The following is a 20,245-nucleotide window of genomic DNA, read 5'->3' as shown; positions in this document are numbered from 1 at the left end:
ACGGATGATTATGACCCTATTTGCGCGCTATTTGCACCCTATTTGCTCACGATTGACTCCCGTAGCCACGCGTCCATGCCGCCCTCGACCGACCGGGCGTCGAGCCCTGTCTCGCGCAGCTGCCGGGCCACGCGGCCCGACCGGGCCCCCGACTTGCACAGCACGTGCACCGGGCGGCCCGCCGCCCAGGCCGCGACGTCGTCGAGCACGGCCCCCGCGCCGTCACCGGCGAAGGCTCCCGAGGGGACCGGCCGTGCGCCCGGGAGCGCGGCGAGCTCGATCTCCCAGGGCTCGCGCACGTCGAGCACAGCGGGCTCCGAACCGTTCGCGCGCAGCGCCGCCAGCTCCCCCACCGTCGTCCGCGCCGTGCTCGCCGCACCGTCCGCGGGTTCCGAACCGTCCGGCAGCAACAGCCCGCAGAACACCGCGTACGGGTCGGCGTCGCCGGTACCTGTGCCGGTGCCGGCCAGCAGCGCCGTGACGGGTGCCCGGGCCGGATCGCGCCGGACGGTGAGGTGCCGCCAGGTGAGGGCCAGTGCGTCGTACGTCGCGAGCCGCCCGAGCAGGGTCTCGCCCAGCCCGGTGACGAGCTTGATCGCCTCGGTCGCCATCACCGAGCCCAGGGTCCCGCACATCGCGCCGAGCACGCCGCCCGTCGCGCAGTCGGGCGAGGCGCCCGCCGGTGGCGGCTCCGGGAACACGTCCCGGTAGGTCACGCCCTCCACGCCGGCCGGTGGAGCGCCCCAGAACGTGGCGACCTGCCCCGTGAACCGGTAGATCGCGCCCCAGACGCACGGGATGCCCAGCACCTCCGCGGCGTCGGAGACGAGATAGCGGGTGGCGAAGGCGTCGGTCCCGTCGAGCACCAGGTCGTAGCCGGAGAGCACGTCCAGCGCGTTGGCGGCGGTCAGCCGCTCCCGGTGCTCGACGACGTGGACGTGCGGGTTGACCTCCGCGACCGTCGCGCGCGCCGACGCGGTCTTCGGCGATCCCAGGTCCGAGACGCCGTGGACGACCTGACGCTGCAGGTTCGACGTCTCGACGAGGTCGTCGTCCACTATGCCGAGCGTGCCGACGCCCGCCGCGGCGAGGTAGAGCAGCGCAGGGCTGCCGAGGCCGCCCGCGCCCACCACGAGCACTCGCGCGCTCGCCAGCCGACGCTGCCCCTCGGTACCCATCCCGGGCAGCACCAGGTGGCGCGCGTACCGGGCCAGCTCGTCACGGTTCAGCTCGCGGCCGGGCTCGACGAGCGGCGGCAGAGCGGTCACAGCGCCAGGTCCAGGTTGTCGCCGACGGCGACCAGGCCGCCGACCGGGGACGACGCCAGCGCGCGCTCCCGCCGCGGCGGCCGGCCCGCGCGGGCCGCTGCGTACCCCGCCTCGACCGCGAGCCGCATCGCGTGCGCCATCCGCACCGGGTCGGCCGCGCGGGTCACGGCGGTCGCGAGCAGGACGCCGTCGCACCCGAGCTCCATCGCGAGCGCCGCGTCCGACGCCGTGCCGATCCCCGCGTCCAGGATCACCGGGACCGAAGCCGCGCCGGCGATCGCCTCGATGTTGCGCGGGTTGGCGATGCCCAGCCCCGAGCCGATGGGCGAGCCCAGCGGCATGACCGCCGCACAGCCGACGTCCTCCAGGCGGCGTGCGGTGATCGGGTCGTCGTTGGTGTACGGCAGCACGGTGAATCCGTCGTCGACGAGGATCTTGGCTGCTTCGACGAGGCCTATGACGTCGGGCAGGAGCGTCACGTCGTCGGCGATGACCTCCAGCTTGACCCAGTTCGTCGCGCACGCCTCGCGGGCGAGCTGCGCGGTGAGCACCGCCTCTCGCACGGAGAAGCAGCCGGCGGTGTTGGGCAGGGCGCGGATGCCCAGGCGCTCGAGCAGCCCCCAGACGGACGGGTCGCCGGCGGCTGCGGGGTCGGCCAACAGCCGGGGCCGGGACACGCGGCGCATCGCGACGGTCGTCAGCTCGGTGCCCGACGCCACGAGGGCGTCCTCCAGGGCGAGCAGGCTCGCCGCTCCCCCGGTGCCCATGACCAGGCGTGATCCGAGCGTCGTGCCCGCGATGGTGAACGGTGTGTCGTTGGTGCTCAGCATGTTCAGCCTCCCTGCACGGCGGTGACTACCTCGACGCGGTCGCCGGGCCGGACGTACGTGGTGCCCCAGGCGCTGCGCGGCACGACGGCGTCGTCCAGCGCGACTGCGACGCCGCGCGGTGCGCCGTCGACCACGAGGCCGGGCAGCAGGCGGGCGACCAGGTCGGCGATCGGCAGCGGGCCGTCGAGCGGGTACGGCTCGCCGTTGACGACGGCGGCGCCGGGCGCCCCGGGAGCCTGTGCTCCGGTGGTGGCGGACGGTGCTGGGGTCATGCTGTGCCTCCTCGTTCAGTCGTGGGTGCAGTCCTGGGTGCAGTCGTGTCTGCGTCGGCGAACCGGCGCGGGTCGGCGTACCGGGCTGCTGCCTCGACGGCGGCCCTGACCTCCGGCCGGCCGTTCGCCCCGCTGAGCGCCCCACCCAGCGCCTCGTCGACGGCGGCCGCCGTCAGCGGGGTGAGCAGGATGCCGTTGCGGTAGTGCCCCGTGGCCAGGCACAGGCCGTCGGCCGCCCAGCCCAGGAGTGGTGCGTTGTCCGGGCTGGCGGGCCGGGACCGGGTGACGGCCTCCAGGAGGACCGCGTCGTCGAGCTCTGGCAGCAGGGCCCGGACGTCGCGCAGCAGCGCGAAGACGTCGCCGGCGCGGGTCAGGTGGTCGTCGTCGCGCTCGTCCGACGTCGCACCGACGACCAGCTCACGCCGCCCGTCGGGCCGTACCCGGCGGGGCACCGCGTAGACGGGGCGGCCTTGCACGGTGCCGCGCACCACTACCGCGGGCGACCGGTCGGCGGCGGCGTCCAGGCGCAGGGTTGTGCCGGGTACGGCCCTGGTGGGCGCGCCCGCGTACAGCGACGCGCTCGCGTGGCCGGCGGCCAGGACCACGGTCCCCGCCGTGTATGTGGTGCCCGTACCGTCGAGCGCGCCGACGACTGCGCCGTCCGCCCAGGTCAGCGAGACCGCGGCGCGGGGCACGAGGGTCGCCCGCGCGGCAGCAGCGGCGAGCGCCGCATGCACCGCACGCGGGTCCACCTGGTGGTCACCCGGGACCCACGCCGCACCCGCCACCCGGGCCCCGACACCGGGCTCGCGCCGCCGCGCCTCGGCGGGCGTGATCTCCGCCGAGGCGAGACCGAGCTCCCGGTGCAGGGCGAGCGTTCGGCGCAGCTCGACCAGGTCGTCGCCGTCGTAGGCGAGGGCGAGCGTCCCTGCGGTCTCCAGGCCGACGGCGCCCGCCGGCAGCCCCGCCGCGCGTTCGAGCGCTTCGGCGAAAGCCGGCCAGAGCGCGAGCGAGGCGGTGCCCAGGCGCGCCTGCGCCTCCTCCCCGAAGCCCGCCTCCATGACCGGCGCGAGCATGCCCGCGGCGGCGTGGGTGGCGCCGTCGCCGGGCGACGGATCCAGGACGACGACGCTCGCCCCGGCCTCGAGCGCACGCCAGGCAGCGGTCAGGCCGATGACGCCCCCGCCGACGACAAGGACGTCGCACGCGTGACTGCTCACGTGTTCTCCCTTCGCTGGCATGACCCAGATCAGGTTCGACGGTCGGCGCCCTGCGCCCTCTCAGCCCCGTCCGGGGCTCCCGTGCACGCGACAACCATAACCCCGCCCGGCAGCCGCTCCGGGACACCTGTGCACGAGGCGTCGCGGGACCGGCCTGTCGGTGCGTCGACCTAGAATCCCGCCCATGGACCCCCGCACCCGGCTCGCCGACGCCCGCCTGTACCTGTGCACGGACGCCCGTCAGGACACCGGCGACCTGGAACCGTTCCTGCACGCGGCGCTGGAGGGCGGCGTCGACGTCGTCCAGCTCCGGGACAAGTCCCTGGAGACGGCACGCGAGACGGAGCTCCACGCGCTCGTCGCCCGGGTGGCCGCCGAGCACGGCGCGCTGTGGGCGGTCAACGACCGGGCCGACATCGCGCGGCTCACCGGTGCGCCCGTTGTGCATATGGGTCAGGGTGACCTGCCGTCCGGCGCGGTGCAGACCCTGCTGGGCGACGGCCCGGTGCTGGGCCGCTCGACCCATTCCCTCGACCAGGCGCTGGCCGCCGAGGCCGACCCCCGCGTCGACTACTTCTGCGTAGGACCCGTCTGGACCACGCCGACCAAGCCGGGCCGCGCCGCCGTCGGCGTCGACCTGGTCCGCGACGTCGCCGCCAAGGAGCCGGCCACACCCTGGTTCGCCATCGGCGGGGTCGACGACGCCCGCCTGGACCAGGTGCTCGACGCCGGGGCCCGCCGCGTCGTCGTCGTGCGCGCCATCACGCAGGCGGACGACCCGCGGGCCGCGGCCGCCGGTCTGCGTCGCAGGATCACGAACGCGGACCGGTAGCGCGCGGCCCCAGGGCCGTCCGGGGCCAGCAGGTCGTCAGGCCGTCACGACGTGACGCGCTGCCAGGCCTGGTTGGTCCCGCCGGTGCACGTCCACTGCTGCGCCTTCGCGCCGTTCGCGGTGGAGAACGCGGCGACGTCGAGGCACTTGCCGCTGTTGCGGTTGACGAGCTGGACGTGCCCGGCGGCGACCGCCTGGACCCGCCACTGCTGGTTGGTACCGCCCGTGCACGTCCACTGCTGGACCGTCCCGCCGTCGGCGGTCGAGCCCGCGTTCACGTCCAGGCACCGGTCGCTGGCGCCGTTCGTGAGCTGGACGTAACCGCCGGCGACCGCCTGGACCTGCCACTGCTGGTTGGCGCCGCCGGTGCACGTCCACTGCTGGACGATGCCGCCGTCGGCGACCGAGCTCGCGTTCACGTCGAGGCACTTGCCGCTGTTGCGGTTCACCAGACGTTCGGGCCGCTGCTCGACCAGCGTCCAGTCCTGCGAGCCGTCCGAGGCGGCGGCCTGGAGCGTGAGCTGACCGCCCGCGGTCGCCCCGGTCAGGTACAGCCCGGTGCTCGCGGCCGCCTGCAGCCGGGTGTACCCGTCGCTGGTGGTGACGCGGTTCCAGATCCCGGACTCCGTGTCGTCCACCCACTGACCGACCTTCTGGCCCGCGGACGGCGTCCCGGTCCAGATGCCCGCTGCCCGTCCGCCGGACTTGTTGAGCAGGGCCACCGCCCCGTTGGGCTTCGTGACGACGTGCCAGAACTGCGTGTCGCCGTCGGACGCCGAACCGGCCGCCTCCAGGACGACGTCGGGGACGTCGGCGTTGCCGATGTTGGCGTCGTTGCTGTGGTTGCCCGTGCCGATCACCTGGCCGGTCTTCCGGTTGACGAGCTGGTAGTACGCGCCCGCCGAACGGCCGAGGTCGACCTCGCCGTACCGGATGACCGCGTTGGCGGCCGGTCCGCCCCACGCGCCCTGGAGGATGGCGACCCGTCCGGTCCGCGTGACGTACTGCAGGGTCCTGCTGTAGCCGGAGCCGACGGTGGTCTGGTACTCGGTCCACTGGCCGGTGCTCGAACCGGTGCGGTTGACCCAGACGTTGCCGCTGTGGCTCGCGTTGTAGACGATCCGGCCGTCGGGCAGCGGGATCATGACCGGGCTGCCGCCGGTCGCCAGCCCGCGTGAACCGCTGGTGACCCCCAGGGCCTCGACCCCGGTGCCGTCGGCGTCCCCGTCGGCGAAGAACTTCGTGGGGTCGCTCGCGATCTTGTACCGGGTGTTCGTCCCGCCGGCCCAGTACTCGAAGGTGAGCAGCCACTTGCCGTCGCTCGTCGGGGCGATGGTGGTCATGCCCGGCCGGCCGCCGCCGATCAGCGACTTGCCGCCGACGGTCTCCCGGATGCCCGCCACGTCGATGACCGGGGCGCTCCACGCGGCGCTCGTGCCGTCCCACGTGCGGTGGACGAGCACCTGGCCGTGCGAGTCGGGCGCCGTGTCGTTCGCCGGGTCCAGGGTCGCGACGCCGGTGGTGGCGTCGTAGCCGAGGTAGTCGTTCTCGTCCGAGTAGTAGGTGACGAGCTTGCCGTCCCGCACGATGAGGAACGGCTCCCAGACGGGGTCCACCTGCCGGTACGTGTTGGCCACGGCGACGTTCGTACCGATCGATCCGGCGCTCCCGCCCTGCCAGCCGCCCTTCGCGATGACGTTGAGCACCTTCCACGTCACGCCCTGGTCGGTGCTGGAGAACAGGGCGAGCGCCATGTCCTTGCGGTCACCGTCGTTGGTCGGCGTCCAGCTCGGGTCGGCCGCCTTGTGCTCCGTGTAGTAGTGGTCCTCACCGGTGACGACGCTCGCCATCACCAGGGTGCCCGACGCCAGGTTGCCGACCTTCTGCGGCAGCACGTAGAAGTACGGGCTCCCCCAGTTGCTCGTGTACTTCGCGTAGGCGGGGTCGCTGGAGAGCTCGGCCGGCGGCCGCACCGCCGAGAGCGCCTGCCACGTGGTGCCGTCGTCGTCGCTCTTGTAGACGGGCAGGGTCTCGCCGACCGCCGAGCCGCTGGTCGGGTTGACCGTCGCCTTCTCGAATCCCATGACGAGGCGGCCGCTGGGCAGCTCGGTGGACTTCGGGTAGACGGCGCAGTTGCCGCGCCCCTTGAGGCACTTGTCGGAATCGGTCAGCTGGTACACGATGCCGCCGGTGGGCCGATAGGCCTGCGCGATCGCGGACGGCACCAGCACCGTCACGAGCACCGTGAGAAATGCGGTGAGGACGAGCTTGGGTCTGGACGTCATGCCCCCTCCTCGGGGATGTTGTCGGCTGCCCGTGCAGCGCTGCACGGGCAGGTGGTACCGCGCGGCGTCAGCCGTTGACGCCGCGCGCACTGCGCGGCATTACTTGTTGAGTTACTTGTTGACGCCGAACCCCTGGGCGGTCCCGTACGCGACGATCTGCTCCTGCCAGGCCTGCAGGCCTGCGTTGAGGTCGCTGTGGTCCGTGTAGGCCGCGCCCACCGTGTCCGGGAAGACGCTGTTCGCGTAGACCTGGAACGGCAGGTACTGCCAGTCCGGCGCGACGTTCTCGGAGGCCTCGACCAGCACCTCGTTGATCTTCTGGCCGCCGAAGTACTCGGGCTCCTCCGCGAGGAACTCCGGCGAGCTGAGGTGCGCGGTGGTCGAGGGGAAGCCGCCCTGCTCCAGGAAGACGTCGACGCTCTCCTCGGAGCTGTTCAGCCACCGCAGGAACGCCGCAGCGAGCGCTGGGTTGTCGGACTGCTTGATCACGGACTGGGCGCTGCCGCCGTTCTCGGCGGTCACCGCGGAGCCGTCGTAGCTGGGCAGGGGTGCGACCCGCCACTTGCCTGCGCCGTCGGGCACCGAACCCTCGAGGATGCCGGGCATCCACGCGCCCGTGACGATGCTGGAGATGGTGCCGTCACCCAGCGCCTTCCACCAGTCGTCGCTCCAGGTGGGGATGTCGGCGAGCAGGCCGGGCTCGACGAGCTGGTTCCAGGTGTCGGCCCAGAGCTTGGTGCCCTCGTCCTGCAGGTTGACGGTCACGTCGGTGCCGTCGGTCACGTAGGGGTGGCCGCCCGCCTGCCAGATCAGCGGCTGCGCGAAGCCGGGGTCGCCGGCGTCGTTGGTGATGTACTTCGACGGGTCGGCGGTGTGCAGCTTCTCGGCGGCGGCGATGTAGTCGTCCCACGTGGTGGGGACGTCGATGCCGTGCTCGTCGAAGATCTCCTTGTTGTAGAGGAGGACCATCGGGCCCGAGTCCTGCGGCAGGCCGTAGAGCGCGTCGTCGGCGGCGACGGCCGACCACGTGGAGGCGGTGTACTGGTCCTCCAGGTCGCCCAGGCCGTAGGCCGACAGGTCGAGCAGGCTGTCCGAGAGCACGAACTGCTGCAGTGCGTAGTACTCGATCTGCGCGACGTCGGGGGCGCCGGAGCCCGCCTTGATCGCGTTCTGCAGCTTCGTGTACTCGTCGGTCGCGGTGCCCGCGTTGACGACGTCGACCGTGACGTTCGGGTACTCCTTCATGAACGCGTCCGCCTGCGCCTCGCCCGAGGGGGTCCACGTCCAGTAGGTGAGCTCGCCGCCCTTCTCGAGGGCCGCGTCGAGGTCGGCGGCCGAGCCGGCCGGGGCGTCGGCGCCCGGGGCATCGGCGGAGCCGCAGCCGACGAGGGTCACGGCAGTCAGCGCCGCGGCGGCGAGTGCTGCCGCGGCCTTGGTGCGGGTGGTGCGGGTGGTACGTCCTGCTCTGGTCATGGTCTTTCCTTCACGTCTTTGTGGTGGGTGAGGGTGAGGCAGTGTGGGTAAGGACGGGTGTCGGCTACTGCTTGACGCTCCCGGCGCTGAGGCCGGACTGCCAGAAGCGCTGGAGGAGCAGGAAGATCACGACGATCGGCACGATCGTGATGAGCGAGCCGGTGACCACGAGGTTGAAGATCGGCTCGGCCGCGACGCCCGCCGCCTGCGCGCTCCACTGGTTGAGCCCGACCGTCAGCGGGTACCAGTCCGGGTCGGTGAGCATGATCAGCGGCAGGAAGTAGTTGTTCCAGGTCGCCACCACGGAGAACAGCGCGACCGTGACGATGCCCGGGGCCAGCAGGCGGATCGAGATGGTGAAGAAGGTCCGCATCTCCCCCGCGCCGTCGAGCCTCGCGGCCTCCAGGAGCTCGGTGGGTACCGAGTCGATCGTGTAGACCCAGATGAGGTAGAGCCCGAACGGGCTGATCAGCGACGGGATGATGATCGACCAGGGGGTGTTGGTCAGTCCGATCTGGCTGAACAGCAGGAAGGTGGGCACGGCGAGGGCGGTTCCCGGCACGGCCACGGCGCCCAGCACGACGGCGAAGTACGCGCCGCGCCCCGGGAACCGGAACTTGGCCAGGCCGTAGCCGGCCAGCGTCGCGAGGAACGTCGCGCCACCGGCGCCGACGACCACGTAGAGCAGGGTGTTGCCGAGCCAGCGCAGGAAGATGCCGTCGTCGTGAGTGAGGGTGGCGACGATGTTGTCCCACAGGGCGAAGGAGTGCCCGAACGAGAGCCCGAACGTCGAGAACAGGTCGGGCTGGGTCTTGGTCGCGTTGACCACGAGCCAGACGATCGGCACGAGCGCGTACACGAGGAACAGGACCATGAGCAGCGTCATGGCGACCGACTTGCGCGGGCTGGTGACCGAGTAGGGCCGGCGGGCCCGGCCTGAGCGGGCCTTGACGTTGATGGTGCGCAGACCGGTGGACATCAGCGGTCCTCCTTTCGAGAACCGCGCATCTGCACCACGTAGGCGATCACCGCGGTGATGACGCCCATGATGATCGCGACGGTGGCCGAGTAGTTGTACTGCTGCCCGGCGAACGACAGGTTGTACGCGTACATGTTGGGCGTGAAGCTGCTGGTGATGACGTTGTTCGCCAGCGGCTGGAGCACGTTCGGCTCGTTGAAGAGCTGGAAGCTGCCGATGATCGAGAAGATCGTCGCGATCACTATCGCCCCGCGGACGGCGGGCAGCTTGATGGCCCTGACGACCTGCCAGCCCCGGGCGCCGTCGATCTCGGCGGCCTCGTACAGCTCGGTGGGGATCGTCTTGAGGGCCGAGTAGAAGATCACCATGTTGTAGCCGACGAACTCCCACGTGACGATGTTGCCGATCGACGCGGTGATCCACTGGCGCGCGAACGGCTGGAGCACGTTGCCGCCGAGCCACTCGTTGATGCTCGCCGTCAGGCCGAAGTTGTCGCTGTACAGGAATCCCCACATGAGGACCGCGACGACTGCGGGTACCGCGTAGGGCAGGAACACCACCACGCGGAACAGCCCGGTGGCGTACAGGCGCGCGCTGTCGATGGCCAGGGCCGCGACCATGGCGAGGACCAGCATGATCGGCACCTGGATCAGCAGGAACCCGAAGACCCGCCCGAACCCCTCCCAGAAGCTCGGGTCCTGGAACGCCGTGACGTAGTTGCCGAGGCCGACAAACCGGTTGCCGCCCACCAGCTGGTTCTGGAACAGGCTCAGCCAGAGCGCGTAGACCAGCGGCGTGATGAACACGAAGACGAACACGAAGGCGAACGGCCAGGTGAACAGCCAGCCCGTCCAGTCCCTCTTCCGGCTCATCGGCCGGCCTCGTCGACGAGCGTCCGGCAGCCCCACGGCCCGAGGGTGAGGTGCGATCCGGTGACGTGCGCGGTGTCGGCACCTGCATCCCGGACGTCGGAGGAGAGGACGAGCCGCTGCTCGCCCCAGCCCCAGTTGAAGACGAACCAGACGCGTCGCCCGTCGGGCAGGGTGCCCGAGGACACCGTGACGGCCGGGTCGCGGTCGCCCGCCAGCAGGTCGCCGATCCCTCGGGGCGCGGCCCACCGCACGACGGCGGTCGCGAGCGCGGGCGACGGGACCGTGCCGACGGTAGTGACCCGTCCGCTGCCGTGCGGGTGCGTGACCACGGCCGGGAAGTGGCCGAACCGTGGGTGCTCGTACGCGGCAAGGGTCTGGGCGCCGTCGGGGATCAGGCCGTCGACCCAGCGGCGCGCGGACGCGTCCGCGTCCAGGACGAGCGGGCTGCCTTCGGTAGCCACCACCTTGAGGTCGGTGTCGAGGTTGGAGAACTCCTCGTACCAGACGCCCGCGGCGTCGTGCAGGCCGTCGGGTGCGACCGCGACGCGGGCGCGCGCCTCGTCGTCGGCGTAGGCGGTGCGCGGACCGAGGATCAGGTGACCGCCTGCGGCGGCGTACCGGCGCAGCAGGTCCAGGTCGAGGTCGGTGGTGATGTACAGGCCGGCCGCGACCAGCACCGGGAAGCGGCGGGCCAGCTCCTCGGCGCCCAGCTCGTGCGCCTGCGGCAGGTGCAGGATGCGCGCCTGCCGGCCCGCGTCGGTCACACCCCGGTAGAAGGAGTCGACGATCTGCTCGTACGACTCGTCCTCGGCCTGCCCGTCGGTGGCGAGCGGGGGCATGAACTGCAGGGCGAAGCGGCTGGCGTTCGACCAGAGGATCGCGACGTCGGCGTCGGGCTCGTACCCGTCGAGCGTGGTCCCGAGGCCGGCGAGCTCGTTGCCGATCTCCGCGATCTCCGCGTAGACCCGGCCCGGGCGGAGGCTGTGCGGCAGCACGCCGCCCCAGTAGGTCTCCGCGCCGTACGGCAGCGTGTGCCAGTGCCAGTACTCGATCATCGCCGCGCCGCGGGAGATGAAGGCGTAGGCGGCCTGCTTGAGCTGGCCGGGGTACGGCGGGTGGTTGGCGTGCGACGCGTCGATGGCCTGCGCGTTGGTCTCGGTGACGAGGTAGCGGGCCTGGCGCGAGGAGTACATGCGGTCGGCCTGACGCAGCAGCCCGGCCACGCCCGTGGTGTTCCAGTAGTTCGGCTGGGCGAGGCTCATGCTGGCGTCCAGATGGTCCTGCATGCCGTAGTACGGGTTGCCGGACAGCACGTCGAGGTGCCTGCCGAGCTGCTCGTCGTCGAGCGCGCGCCGGGGGTACTGCAGGCAGGTGGTGACGAACTGGCCGGGGCTGCGGTACTCGCCCACGATGGCCGCCTGCCAGGCGATGAACTCGTTGGTGACGTCCGCCTGGTAGCGGCGCCAGGCCAGGTCGTACTGGGGGAACGAGTTGCCGTCGGGCCGCCACAGCTCGTCCCAGTCGGCCAGACGGTGCGACCAGTAGGTCAGGCCCCACTCCTCGTTGAGGGTCTCGACGTCGCGGTACTGCTCCTTCAGCCGCCGCACGAACCGCGTGAACGTCCCGTGGTTGTGGATCAGCTCGAGGCCCGGCTCGTTGTCGACCTGGTAGCCGATCACCGCGGGGTGCGAGGCATAACGACCGAGGATCGCGCGGATCACCCGCTCGGCGTGGAAACGGAACGCGGGGTGCGAGTAGTCGACCTCCTGGCGGGCACCCCACGGGATCGGCTCACCCGTGCGCCGTTCGGCGGCGATCTCCGGGTAGGCGGTCTGCAGCCACGGCGGCACCGCGTAGGTGGGCGTGCCGATGATGACGTCGATCCCCCGGGCTCCTGCGGCGTCGAGCACCGGTGCGAGCCATTCGAGGTCGAGCTCGCCGTCGCGCGGCTCCCACGTCGACCAGACCGACTCCCCGACGCGGATGACGTTGATGCCCGCCGCCACCATCAGGTCGAGGTCCTCCTGCAGGCGGCCGTGGCGGTGGTACTCCGGGTAGTACGCCACGCCGAACAGCATGTGGCGGGGCGGGGCGGGGCGGTTGTGCAAGTCCATGAGGCAGCTACTCCGTTGTCGTGCGCTGGAACTCGGGTGACGCTAGTGCCAAATGTGACCGGTCACAATGCCCCGAGACCAACTTGTTACCGGTCACATACATCGAATCGGTACTACCGCGCCCTACCGTGGGACGATCCGAGCTCGCCGACGAAGGAGACCGAATGCCTCACGGCACCGCACCGCTGGAGACCGGCGAGGCGCGGGACGCGCCCCGGGACGACCTGTCGTCCGAGGTCACGCCCGGTGCCGGCACGGTCGCCGCATCAGCCGAGGAGCTGGGGCGGCCCGCGACGATCCGCGACGTCGCGGCACTGGCACGGGTGTCGCACCAGACGGTGCACCGGTTCCTGCAGGGTTACGAGGGCATCCGGCCGACGACCCGCGAGCGTGTCGTCGAGGCGCTCGCCGCCTTGGAGTACCGCCCGAACCTGACCGCCCGCTCGCTGACCACCGGGCGGTCGATGCGGATCGGCGCGCTGACGCACGAGCTCGACCAGTTCGGCCCGAGCAAGATCATCCAGGGCGCCGCGCAGGCTGCCCGCGACGCCGGCTACGTGCTCGACATCCTGAGCCTCGACATGGGTGATCCGGAGGAGATCGACCAGGCGCTGCAGACCGTCACGCAGCACGACCTCGCCGGCGTGCTGGCCCTCGCCTCGACCGACCACATGGCGCAGGCGTTCGGCGCCGCGAACTTCCGGGTGCCCGCCTTCCTCGCGGGCGAGGAGGACGAGTTCGCGAGCCACCATCCCTCACAGCTCACCACCGTGGGGTTCCCCGCCCTCATCGACCACCTGGCTGAGCTCGGCCATCAGCGCCTGCTGCACGTCGCCGGCCCCACCGCCTGGTCGGCGGCCCGCAACCGGGCCCGCGCCTTCGAGGCCGCCGTCGCCGCCCACGGCCTGGTGTCCGTCGGGGTCGTGCACGGCGACTGGACCGCACGCTCGGGATACGAGGCCATCGCGGCCCTGCCGGCACGCCTCGACTTCACGGCAGTCATCGCAGCCAACGACCAGATGGCGCTCGGGGCGCTCCTCGCCCTCCGGGAGCGGGGCGTGCGGGTTCCAGAGGACGTGAGCATCACGGGAGTCGACGACATCCCCGACGCCGCGTACTTCTCTCCCCCGCTCACGACCCTGCGGGTCGACTTCGTCGCCCAGGGGCGCCGCGCCGTCGAGCACCTGCTGGCACGCATCGCCCAGCGCGAGCCCGCGGACGACGAGGCCCTGATCTCGCAGCTCGTCGTGCGCCGGTCCACCGGCACGGCGGCTCCGTAGCGCGAGCGGTCGATACGCGCCTACGTCGGCCCCGGCCGGCGCTCCGTCCTGGTGTTCACCGTGCGAGCAGCGAACGCAGCTCGTCGGCCGCGTCCGTGGCGTCGAGCAGCCGGGCGCCGTCGGGGAGCAGGACGAGAACTCCCAGATGTGCCCGCGCTGCGATCCGCGCCTGCTCCCAGACCAGGACGATCTGGAGAATGACCGCCTGGTAGGCGTAGTGGTCGCCACTTCTGCGCGGCTTCCCGAAGCGGCGGTGGAGCTCCTTGTCGATCTGACTCTGGGCTTGTTCACGCCCGAGCCCGATACCGGTGAACGCCGCCACGAACGTGCCGGCGGCGAGCGCGACGATCTCCTCGCCCAGCAACGCCTCGACGCCCGAGTCCGTGGTGTCGGTCACGGTGTCAGCGCTCGTCCGCTACGGGCAGGCTGCGCCGTCCGACGACAAAGCCGGCCGCGGCAGTGCCCAGCAGAACGAGTCCGAGAACGGCGAGAAGCGGGACGACGCCACGTACGGCGCGCCCCCGACGGGGTAACGGAGGCGGGGTGGCTGTCATGTCGCTCATCCTCCCGGCGCAGGTCGCAGAGGGCAACCGTCGTTCACGGCCGCCAGCGGGACAGAAAGGTCATTCCGGGTAGTTCTCCCCATCGATTTCGGCGACTTTTCACCTTTGTACTCGGTAGGGTGCTCCGGTTGCGCCTGTGTGGACCGTCCGGGCGAGCAATCTTTCGTGGAATGGGGAGGACGCATGAGCCTGGTCTCACGCGCGTTGAAGGACCGTCGATCCGTGGTGTCGACCAGTGTGGTGACCCTCTTCGGGGTGGGGCTCCTGAGCTTCGCGCTCCTGTACGAGGGCGAGTCGACAGCCGACGTCGAGCTGAACGACGCGGGCGTCTGGGTGACGCGGACCGCGCAGGGCGAGCTAGGCCGGTTCAACTACGACGCGAAGGCCTTGGACGGCGTCCTGCTGGCCAGCTCCGGAGCCTTCGACGTGGAGCAGGACGCACAGCGCGTCCTCCTGAACAGCACGAGCAGCTTCTCCGCGAGCCCGGTGAACCCGGGGCAGCTGGTGCTCGACGGCACGATGAAGCTTCCCCCCGGCGCGCAGGTCGCCTCGGGCGCCGCGACCACCGCCGTCTACGACCCGGAGACGGGCAAGGCCTGGGTCCTCCCGTTCGGCTCGACCACCTTCGACGAGAACAAGCTCGAGCCCACGGTCAAGGCAGGATCGGGCGGCAAGCTCGCCGTCAGCAACGACGGCACGGTCCTCCTTGCCGTCCCGAGGGACAGCAAGCTCTACACGATCCCCACCAGCAAGCAGGGCGTCGCCGAGAGCGTGGACGAGGTCAGCCTCCCCCTCGGCGCCGACGCCGAGGCCCAGGTCTCCGCGGTGGGTGACGAGCCGGTGGTGTTCGACCAGAAGTCCGGGACCCTGGTTCTGCCGGGCGGCGAGACGGTCAAGGTGGCCGAGGGGGCACAGGGCACGCTGCAGCAGCCGTCCGGCGAGACCGACAACGTGGTGGTCGCGACCCTGAAGGGCCTGGTCGTCCAGCCGCTGGCGGGCGGGACCCCCACCCTTCACTCGCTGAAGGGCGGGGCGTCGAGTGTCGCGTCAGCCCCGGTGCAGCTCGGCGGGTGTGTCTACGGTGCCTGGTCGGGACCCGGTCAGGTCGTCCGGGAGTGCGCGGGCAAGGTCAACGACGTCCAGCAGGTGCTTGCGGGGGCGGACGCCTCGACCAACCTGGTCTACCGCGTGAACCGTGAGGTCATCGTGCTGAACGACGTCGCGAACGGTCAGCTGTGGATGGCCGCCGACGACTTCGAGCTGGTCGACGACTGGGACTACACGGAGCCCAAGAAGGGCGATGGTGACAAGACCGAGTCGGAAGAGGCCACCGCGATGCAGGTCGACCACTTCGTGGCCGACCGGAACAAGGCCAACAACACGCCGGTGCCGGAGAAGGACTCGATCGGCGTCCGGCCCGGCCGCACCACCGTGCTGAACGTCCTGGGCAACGACATGGACAAGGACGGCGACGTGCTGACGGCCTCGGTCGCCACCGTGCCCGAGGGCATCACCGTCAACCGCGTGCTCGGCGGAGCGGCCCTGCAGGCCGACGTGCCCGACGCCGCGACAGGTGAGACCACGTTCACATACCAGGTCGACGACGGTCGCGAGAACGGCACGGCGATCGCCGACGCCACGGTGCGGGTCGTGCCGCTGACGGAGAACAACCCCCCGGTCCAGCCCGACGGCGAACCCGTGCTCCAGGTGGGCCAGGACCGGCTGGCCAGCATCAAGGTGCTGCCCTACTTCCAGGACCCCGACGGCGACGACCTCTACCTCTCCGACGCGACGACCGCGGACCCGCTGGACGAGGTGCGGTTCCGCCCGGACGGCACCGTCGAGTTCCGTGACGGCGGCAGCGCCACGGGCCTCAAGGTGGTCGATATCCGGGTCTCGGACTCGGAAGGTGACGCCTTCGAGGGCAAGATGCACGTGGACGTCGTCGCCGCCAACGTCGCGCCGGTTCCCGTCCAGGACCACGTGACCGTGCTGACCGGCGAACCGGTCACCGTGAAGCCACTGGTGAACGACCACGACGCCAACGACGACAAGCTGCGGCTGACGAGTGTCGCCGAAGCGGCCGGAGCCGGCATCACGCAGAACACGACGGCGGGGAGCTTCAAGTTCCGGAGCGACCAGGCCGGCTCGTACGACGTGCCGTACTACATCTCTGACGGCGTCGAGCAGACGATGGGCCTGGTGCGGGTGGACGTGCTGGATCCGCCGGAGCAGGCGGGTGCGCCGGTCGCCGTCTCGGACCAGGTGCTGCTGCCGACCGGCGGCTCCGGCCTGGTCGACGTCCTCGCCAACGACACCGATCCCGCGGGTGGCGTGCTGGTGGTGCAGGGCGTGAACGTGCCCACCGGTGCTCCGGTGAACGTGTCGGTGCTGAACCACCAGATCCTGAAGGTGTCCGAGATCAAGCGGCTCGGCGAGCCCGTCCTCGTGACCTACCGGGTCGCGAACGGCTCGGGTACGGTCACGGGCCAGGTGCGCGTGGTGCCCATCCCGACGTCCGAGCAGATGCGGCCGCCGGAGGCGGGTCCGGACGAGGCGACCGTGCACGTCGGCGACGTGGTGACCATCCCGGTGCTGAAGAACGACAGCCATCCGGACGGCCTGGCGATGAAGGTCACCGACGAGCTGCAGGAGGCACCGCCGTCCTCGCTCGGCGAGGCGTTCGTCTCCGAGGACACCGTGCGCTTCCGGGCCGGCCAGAAGGCCGAGGTCGTCCATGCGGTCTACGAGGTCGAGGACGCCAACGGCCAGAAGGACTCCGCGCAGGTCACGATCACCATCAAGGACGAGCCGGAGAACACCGCCCCGCAGCTGCCGGACATCGAGGCACGGGTGCTCAGCGAGGGCATCGTGCGGATCCCGCTGCCGCTGGACGGGACCGACCCGGACGGCGACCACGTGACGCTCAGCTCCATCTCGGCTGCGCCCGGCAAGGGCACTGCCACGATCGTGGACGGGGCCATCGACTACCAGGCCTCGGACACCACGGGCTTCGACACCTTCAGCTACCAGGTCACCGATACCCGCGGAGCGATCGGCCAGGGCGTCGTCCAGGTGGGTATCGCGGCACCCCCGGCGTCCAACCAGGAACCGCAGGCGATCGACGACGAGACCACGGTCCGGCCGGAGCGCACCGTAGCCATCCCGGCGCTGCTCAACGACTCGGACCCGGACGGCGACCAGATCAGCCTGGTCGCCAAGGGCTTCGAGGGCACCAAGGACCTTGAGCCCAAGGCCGTCAAGGACGACGTCGTGATCACCGCGCCCGGCAAGGCGGCCCCGTACTCGTTCTACTACGGGATCCAGGACAGCTATCAGGCGGGCACCAGCGGTGCGATCACGCTGAACGTCGACCCGGACGCACCGCTGCTGCGCCCCATCGCGTACGACGACGTGGTGACGGCCGACAACGTCGAGGGCTCCTCCAGCGTCACGGTGAAGGTGCTCGACAACGACTCCGACCCCGACGGGGTGGGGGCCGACCTGGACGTCACGGTGGACCCGGGCCTCGAGGGTGTGACGGTCACCGACTCGAACGCGATAAAGGTCCAGCTCACCGAGGACGCCCAGGTCATCACGTACACCGTGACCGACATGGACGACCAGGAGGCCAAGGCGTTCGTTCGGGTGCCGGGCAACCAGGCACGTCCGCACATCAAGCCGGGCCTGGATCCGCTCAAGGCCTTCAGCGGCGACCCGCTCACCATCGAGCTCAAGGACTACGTGGTGGTCCGGGAGGGCCACAAGCCGCGCATCACCAAGGACAACACGGTCAAGGCCGTGGCGGGCAAGGTCGCGATGGTCGACGCGGACACCGTCGTGTACACCTCCGCGGAGGACTACGCCGGGGCGGCGTCGGTCAGCTTCGAGGTGACCGACGGAACCGGCCCCGACGACGCCAAGGGCCTGACCGCGGTGCTGACGCTGCCGATCGACGTCGTCCCCTCGAACAACCAGCCGCCGAAGATCACCGGTACCCCGGTGCTCGAGGTCGCGGCTGCCGAGACAGCGACGGTCGACCTGTCGCGGTACGCCACTGACCCGGACAAGGATCCGCTGACCTTCGCGGTCGAGAGCAAGAGCGGGATGGAGATAGAGGTTTCCGGCGCGACGGTGACCGGCGGGGTCGACGGCGCGGCGGTCCCGAAGGGCACGGTCGTGCAGCTCCCGATGACCGTCTCCGACAACAGGAACCCGGCCGTCCGCGCCGAGCTGACCGTCAAGGTGGTGCCGTCCACCCGGCCGGAGGTGAAGACGACCGATGACAAGGTGCCGAATGCGCACCAGGGCAAGCCGTCGACGGTCCCGGTCCTGGAGAACGACTCCAACCCGTTCCCCGATACGCCGCTGAAGGTGGTCGCGGCGGCCAGCGAGGCGGGCGGCGGCAAGGTGTCGTTCACCGACTCCGCCGTGGTCGTCACTCCCGACGACGGCTTCACCGGCGTCATGACGGTGCGGTACACGGTGCAGGACGGCACCAAGGACCCGGACCGCCAGGTCGACGGCTTCGCGATGCTCACCGTGCTGGGCAAGCCCGACGCTCCACGTGCGCCCCGCATCGAGGAGGTACGTTCCGAGACCGTGGTGCTGAGCTGGGACCAGCCCAACAACAACGGCGCCGAGATCACCAGCTACACGCTGCGCACCAACACCGGTCAGGAGCACAGGTGCGCCACGACCACCTGCACGTTCGACGGGCTGAAGAACAACGTGAAGTACAGGTTCACGGTCGTCGCGACCAACGAGGTGGCCGACTCGGCGCCGTCACCGGCATCCCGCGAGGTGCGGCCCGACGAGAAGCCGGAGAAGCCGGAGCCGCCGACGCTCAAGTTCGGCGACCAGAAGCTGACGGTCTCCTGGAAGAACAAGGCGTACACGGACCGGTCCCCCATCGAGTGCGTCAACCTGGAGATCAGCCCGCCGCCGACCGACAACGTGACCCAGAAGACGTGCGAGACCACCAGTCCGGTCGTCTGGACGGGGCTGCAGAACGGCACCGCATACACGGTGCGCGTCCAGGCGAAGAACGAGGCGGAGCAGCCGTCGGACTGGAGCGACCCGTCCGTGCCGGAGACCCCCGCCACGAAGCCCGCCCAGCCGATGGCGCCGACCACCACCCGGAAGGAGACCGCTGCCGGTGGTCAGATCATCGTCGGATGGCAGGCCCCGGCCAACAACGGTGACGCGATCAGGCGGTACTACCTGACCGAGTACCGGGACGGGACAAGGACCAGGACCATGACGGTGACCGGCAACGAGAAGACCATCCAGGACCTGAGCACCGAATCTGCCTACAAGTACACGATCGTGGCCGAGAACAAGGCGGGTAGGTCGCCGGTCAGCGCGGAGTCCGCCCAGACGGTGCCGCACGGCACACCGGACCAGGTGGGCACCCCGACGGCCAGGTTCGGCTCGAGCACCGACGGCCAGGTGGAGGTTCTGTGGAACCGCACCAGCAACTTCTACGGCGCGGGCGGGTACTACAACGTCCGGGCCAACGGGGGGGAAGCCCAGCACGCGGGCACCGGGACGTCGTACACGCACAAGAGCCTGGCCAACGGGACGTCGTACACGTTCCAGGTGCAGGCCTGCAACGCGCACACCTGCTCGGAATGGTCGGCCTCGTCGAACGCGAAGACACCGTACGGTCTACCGATCCAGCCGACGATGGTCGCCACCGCCGGGATCGGGAACGTGTCCTTCACGTGGGACGCGGACGGCTACAACGGCGTGAACACCAAGGTCGTGGTGTCAGGGGCGATCGACAGCACGGTCAAGGCCGCCACCAGGACAGCGCCCGGCAGCCCTGGTCAGACCCTGCAGGCCTGCGTCACGGTGACCGACGACTACGGGAAGAGCAAGCAGGCCTGCGACTCGAAGCAGGTACTGAGCCCGAGGGCGTGGGTGACCCCGGCGAGCAGAGGGCCGAACAACAGCAGCCGCTACTGGGTAGTGAACTGGGAGGGCTTCGACGCGACCAGCGAGGTCGCGTGCTGGGCAGGTGACACGTCGCCCGACGGGCCGCGGGAGTGGCACGACATCCACGAGAGGTCCGATGGGACGCATCCCATGACGTTTGACGAAAGCCCCAAGTACCCGATGAACGGTGCCTCGGGCTCGAGACAGCTCTCCTGCTGGATGGGCCGGAGCTACAACGGGACGGAGGTCGCGTTCATGGTCGACGGTGTCCGGTACGAGACCAGGATCTGGAACGCCGGCTGACGAGCGACCGGGGC

The 20,245-nt window shown here is 70.7% G+C and carries 14 protein-coding genes and 1 riboswitch; of the genes, 4 read left to right on the top strand and 10 right to left on the bottom strand.

The genetic code is table 11. The features are described from left to right. Positions 1 to 38: 38 nt before the first annotated feature. From AB0F70_RS09570 to thiO, 4 genes are all read right to left on the bottom strand, one after another. Positions 39 to 1,268 carry a ThiF family adenylyltransferase gene (locus tag AB0F70_RS09570; protein WP_357446730.1) on the bottom strand — a complete coding sequence of 410 codons (1,230 nt, stop codon included), beginning with the start codon at positions 1,266 to 1,268 and terminating at the stop codon, positions 39 to 41. Then, positions 1,265 to 2,098: a thiazole synthase gene (locus AB0F70_RS09565; RefSeq protein ID WP_357446727.1), complete on the bottom strand. Its 834-nt coding sequence runs from the start codon at positions 2,096 to 2,098 to the stop codon at positions 1,265 to 1,267. The genes AB0F70_RS09570 and AB0F70_RS09565 overlap by 4 nt, the downstream gene beginning before the upstream one ends. Positions 2,099 to 2,100: 2 nt before the next feature. Further along, complete coding sequence (thiS, locus tag AB0F70_RS09560) at positions 2,101 to 2,370, bottom strand: sulfur carrier protein ThiS (protein WP_357446724.1); 270 nt, start codon at positions 2,368 to 2,370, stop codon at positions 2,101 to 2,103. Next, entirely contained in the window at positions 2,367 to 3,590 is a 1,224-nt protein-coding gene (gene thiO, locus AB0F70_RS09555; protein WP_357446721.1) for a glycine oxidase ThiO, read from the bottom strand. Before thiO ends, thiS begins: the two co-directional genes overlap by 4 nt. After that, positions 3,580 to 3,683: riboswitch (TPP riboswitch) on the bottom strand. (Overlaps the previous gene by 11 nt.) A 91-nt stretch (positions 3,684 to 3,774) precedes the next feature. Between thiO and thiE the strand changes: the two genes are divergently transcribed. Further along, positions 3,775 to 4,422, top strand: coding sequence for a thiamine phosphate synthase (gene thiE / locus AB0F70_RS09550; RefSeq protein ID WP_357446718.1), 648 nt, complete (start codon positions 3,775 to 3,777; stop codon positions 4,420 to 4,422). Positions 4,423 to 4,466: 44 nt separating this feature from the next. Here the strand turns inward: thiE and AB0F70_RS09545 are convergent, their stop codons facing one another. From AB0F70_RS09545 to AB0F70_RS09525, 5 genes are all read right to left on the bottom strand, one after another. Further along, on the bottom strand, positions 4,467 to 6,707 hold the full coding sequence (locus AB0F70_RS09545) for an RICIN domain-containing protein (protein WP_357446715.1): 2,241 nt from the start codon (positions 6,705 to 6,707) through the stop codon (positions 4,467 to 4,469). A 111-nt stretch (positions 6,708 to 6,818) separates the two neighbouring features. Further along, positions 6,819 to 8,180: a sugar ABC transporter substrate-binding protein gene (locus AB0F70_RS09540; protein WP_357446712.1), complete on the bottom strand. Its 1,362-nt coding sequence runs from the start codon at positions 8,178 to 8,180 to the stop codon at positions 6,819 to 6,821. 64 nt (positions 8,181 to 8,244) lie between these two features. Further along, a complete protein-coding gene (locus AB0F70_RS09535; protein WP_357447040.1) occupies positions 8,245 to 9,066 on the bottom strand; it encodes a carbohydrate ABC transporter permease in 822 nt (273 codons plus the stop codon). A 92-nt stretch (positions 9,067 to 9,158) separates the two neighbouring features. Further along, positions 9,159 to 10,031, bottom strand: a complete 873-nt coding sequence (locus AB0F70_RS09530) for a sugar ABC transporter permease (protein WP_357446709.1) — start codon at positions 10,029 to 10,031, stop codon at positions 9,159 to 9,161. Beyond that, positions 10,028 to 12,145 (bottom strand): beta-galactosidase, encoded by a 2,118-nt coding sequence (locus tag AB0F70_RS09525; protein WP_357446707.1) that lies wholly within the window; start codon positions 12,143 to 12,145, stop codon positions 10,028 to 10,030. Before AB0F70_RS09525 ends, AB0F70_RS09530 begins: the two co-directional genes overlap by 4 nt. Positions 12,146 to 12,309: 164 nt before the next feature. On the opposite strand from AB0F70_RS09525, the gene AB0F70_RS09520 reads away from it, so the two are divergent. Beyond that, positions 12,310 to 13,425 (top strand): substrate-binding domain-containing protein, encoded by a 1,116-nt coding sequence (locus AB0F70_RS09520; RefSeq protein WP_357446704.1) that lies wholly within the window; start codon positions 12,310 to 12,312, stop codon positions 13,423 to 13,425. A 55-nt stretch (positions 13,426 to 13,480) separates the two neighbouring features. Here the strand turns inward: AB0F70_RS09520 and AB0F70_RS09515 are convergent, their stop codons facing one another. Next, the gene (locus AB0F70_RS09515) at positions 13,481 to 13,822 is read right to left on the bottom strand and encodes a hypothetical protein (RefSeq protein WP_357446701.1); all 342 of its coding nucleotides are present in this window, start codon (positions 13,820 to 13,822) and stop codon (positions 13,481 to 13,483) included. A 1-nt stretch (position 13,823) separates the two neighbouring features. On the opposite strand from AB0F70_RS09515, the gene AB0F70_RS09510 reads away from it, so the two are divergent. Continuing rightward, positions 13,824 to 13,958: a hypothetical protein gene (locus AB0F70_RS09510; protein ID WP_357446698.1), complete on the top strand. Its 135-nt coding sequence runs from the start codon at positions 13,824 to 13,826 to the stop codon at positions 13,956 to 13,958. 252 nt (positions 13,959 to 14,210) lie between these two features. Next, the gene (locus AB0F70_RS09505) at positions 14,211 to 20,231 is read left to right on the top strand and encodes an Ig-like domain-containing protein (protein ID WP_357446695.1); all 6,021 of its coding nucleotides are present in this window, start codon (positions 14,211 to 14,213) and stop codon (positions 20,229 to 20,231) included. Positions 20,232 to 20,245 lie beyond the last annotated feature (14 nt).

This window comes from Promicromonospora sp. NPDC023805, from assembly GCF_040639635.1.
Classification (GTDB): domain Bacteria; phylum Actinomycetota; class Actinomycetes; order Actinomycetales; family Cellulomonadaceae; genus Promicromonospora.
The sequence above is the reverse complement of the archived record's forward strand: the minus strand, read 5'-3'. Positions and strand labels throughout refer to the sequence as shown.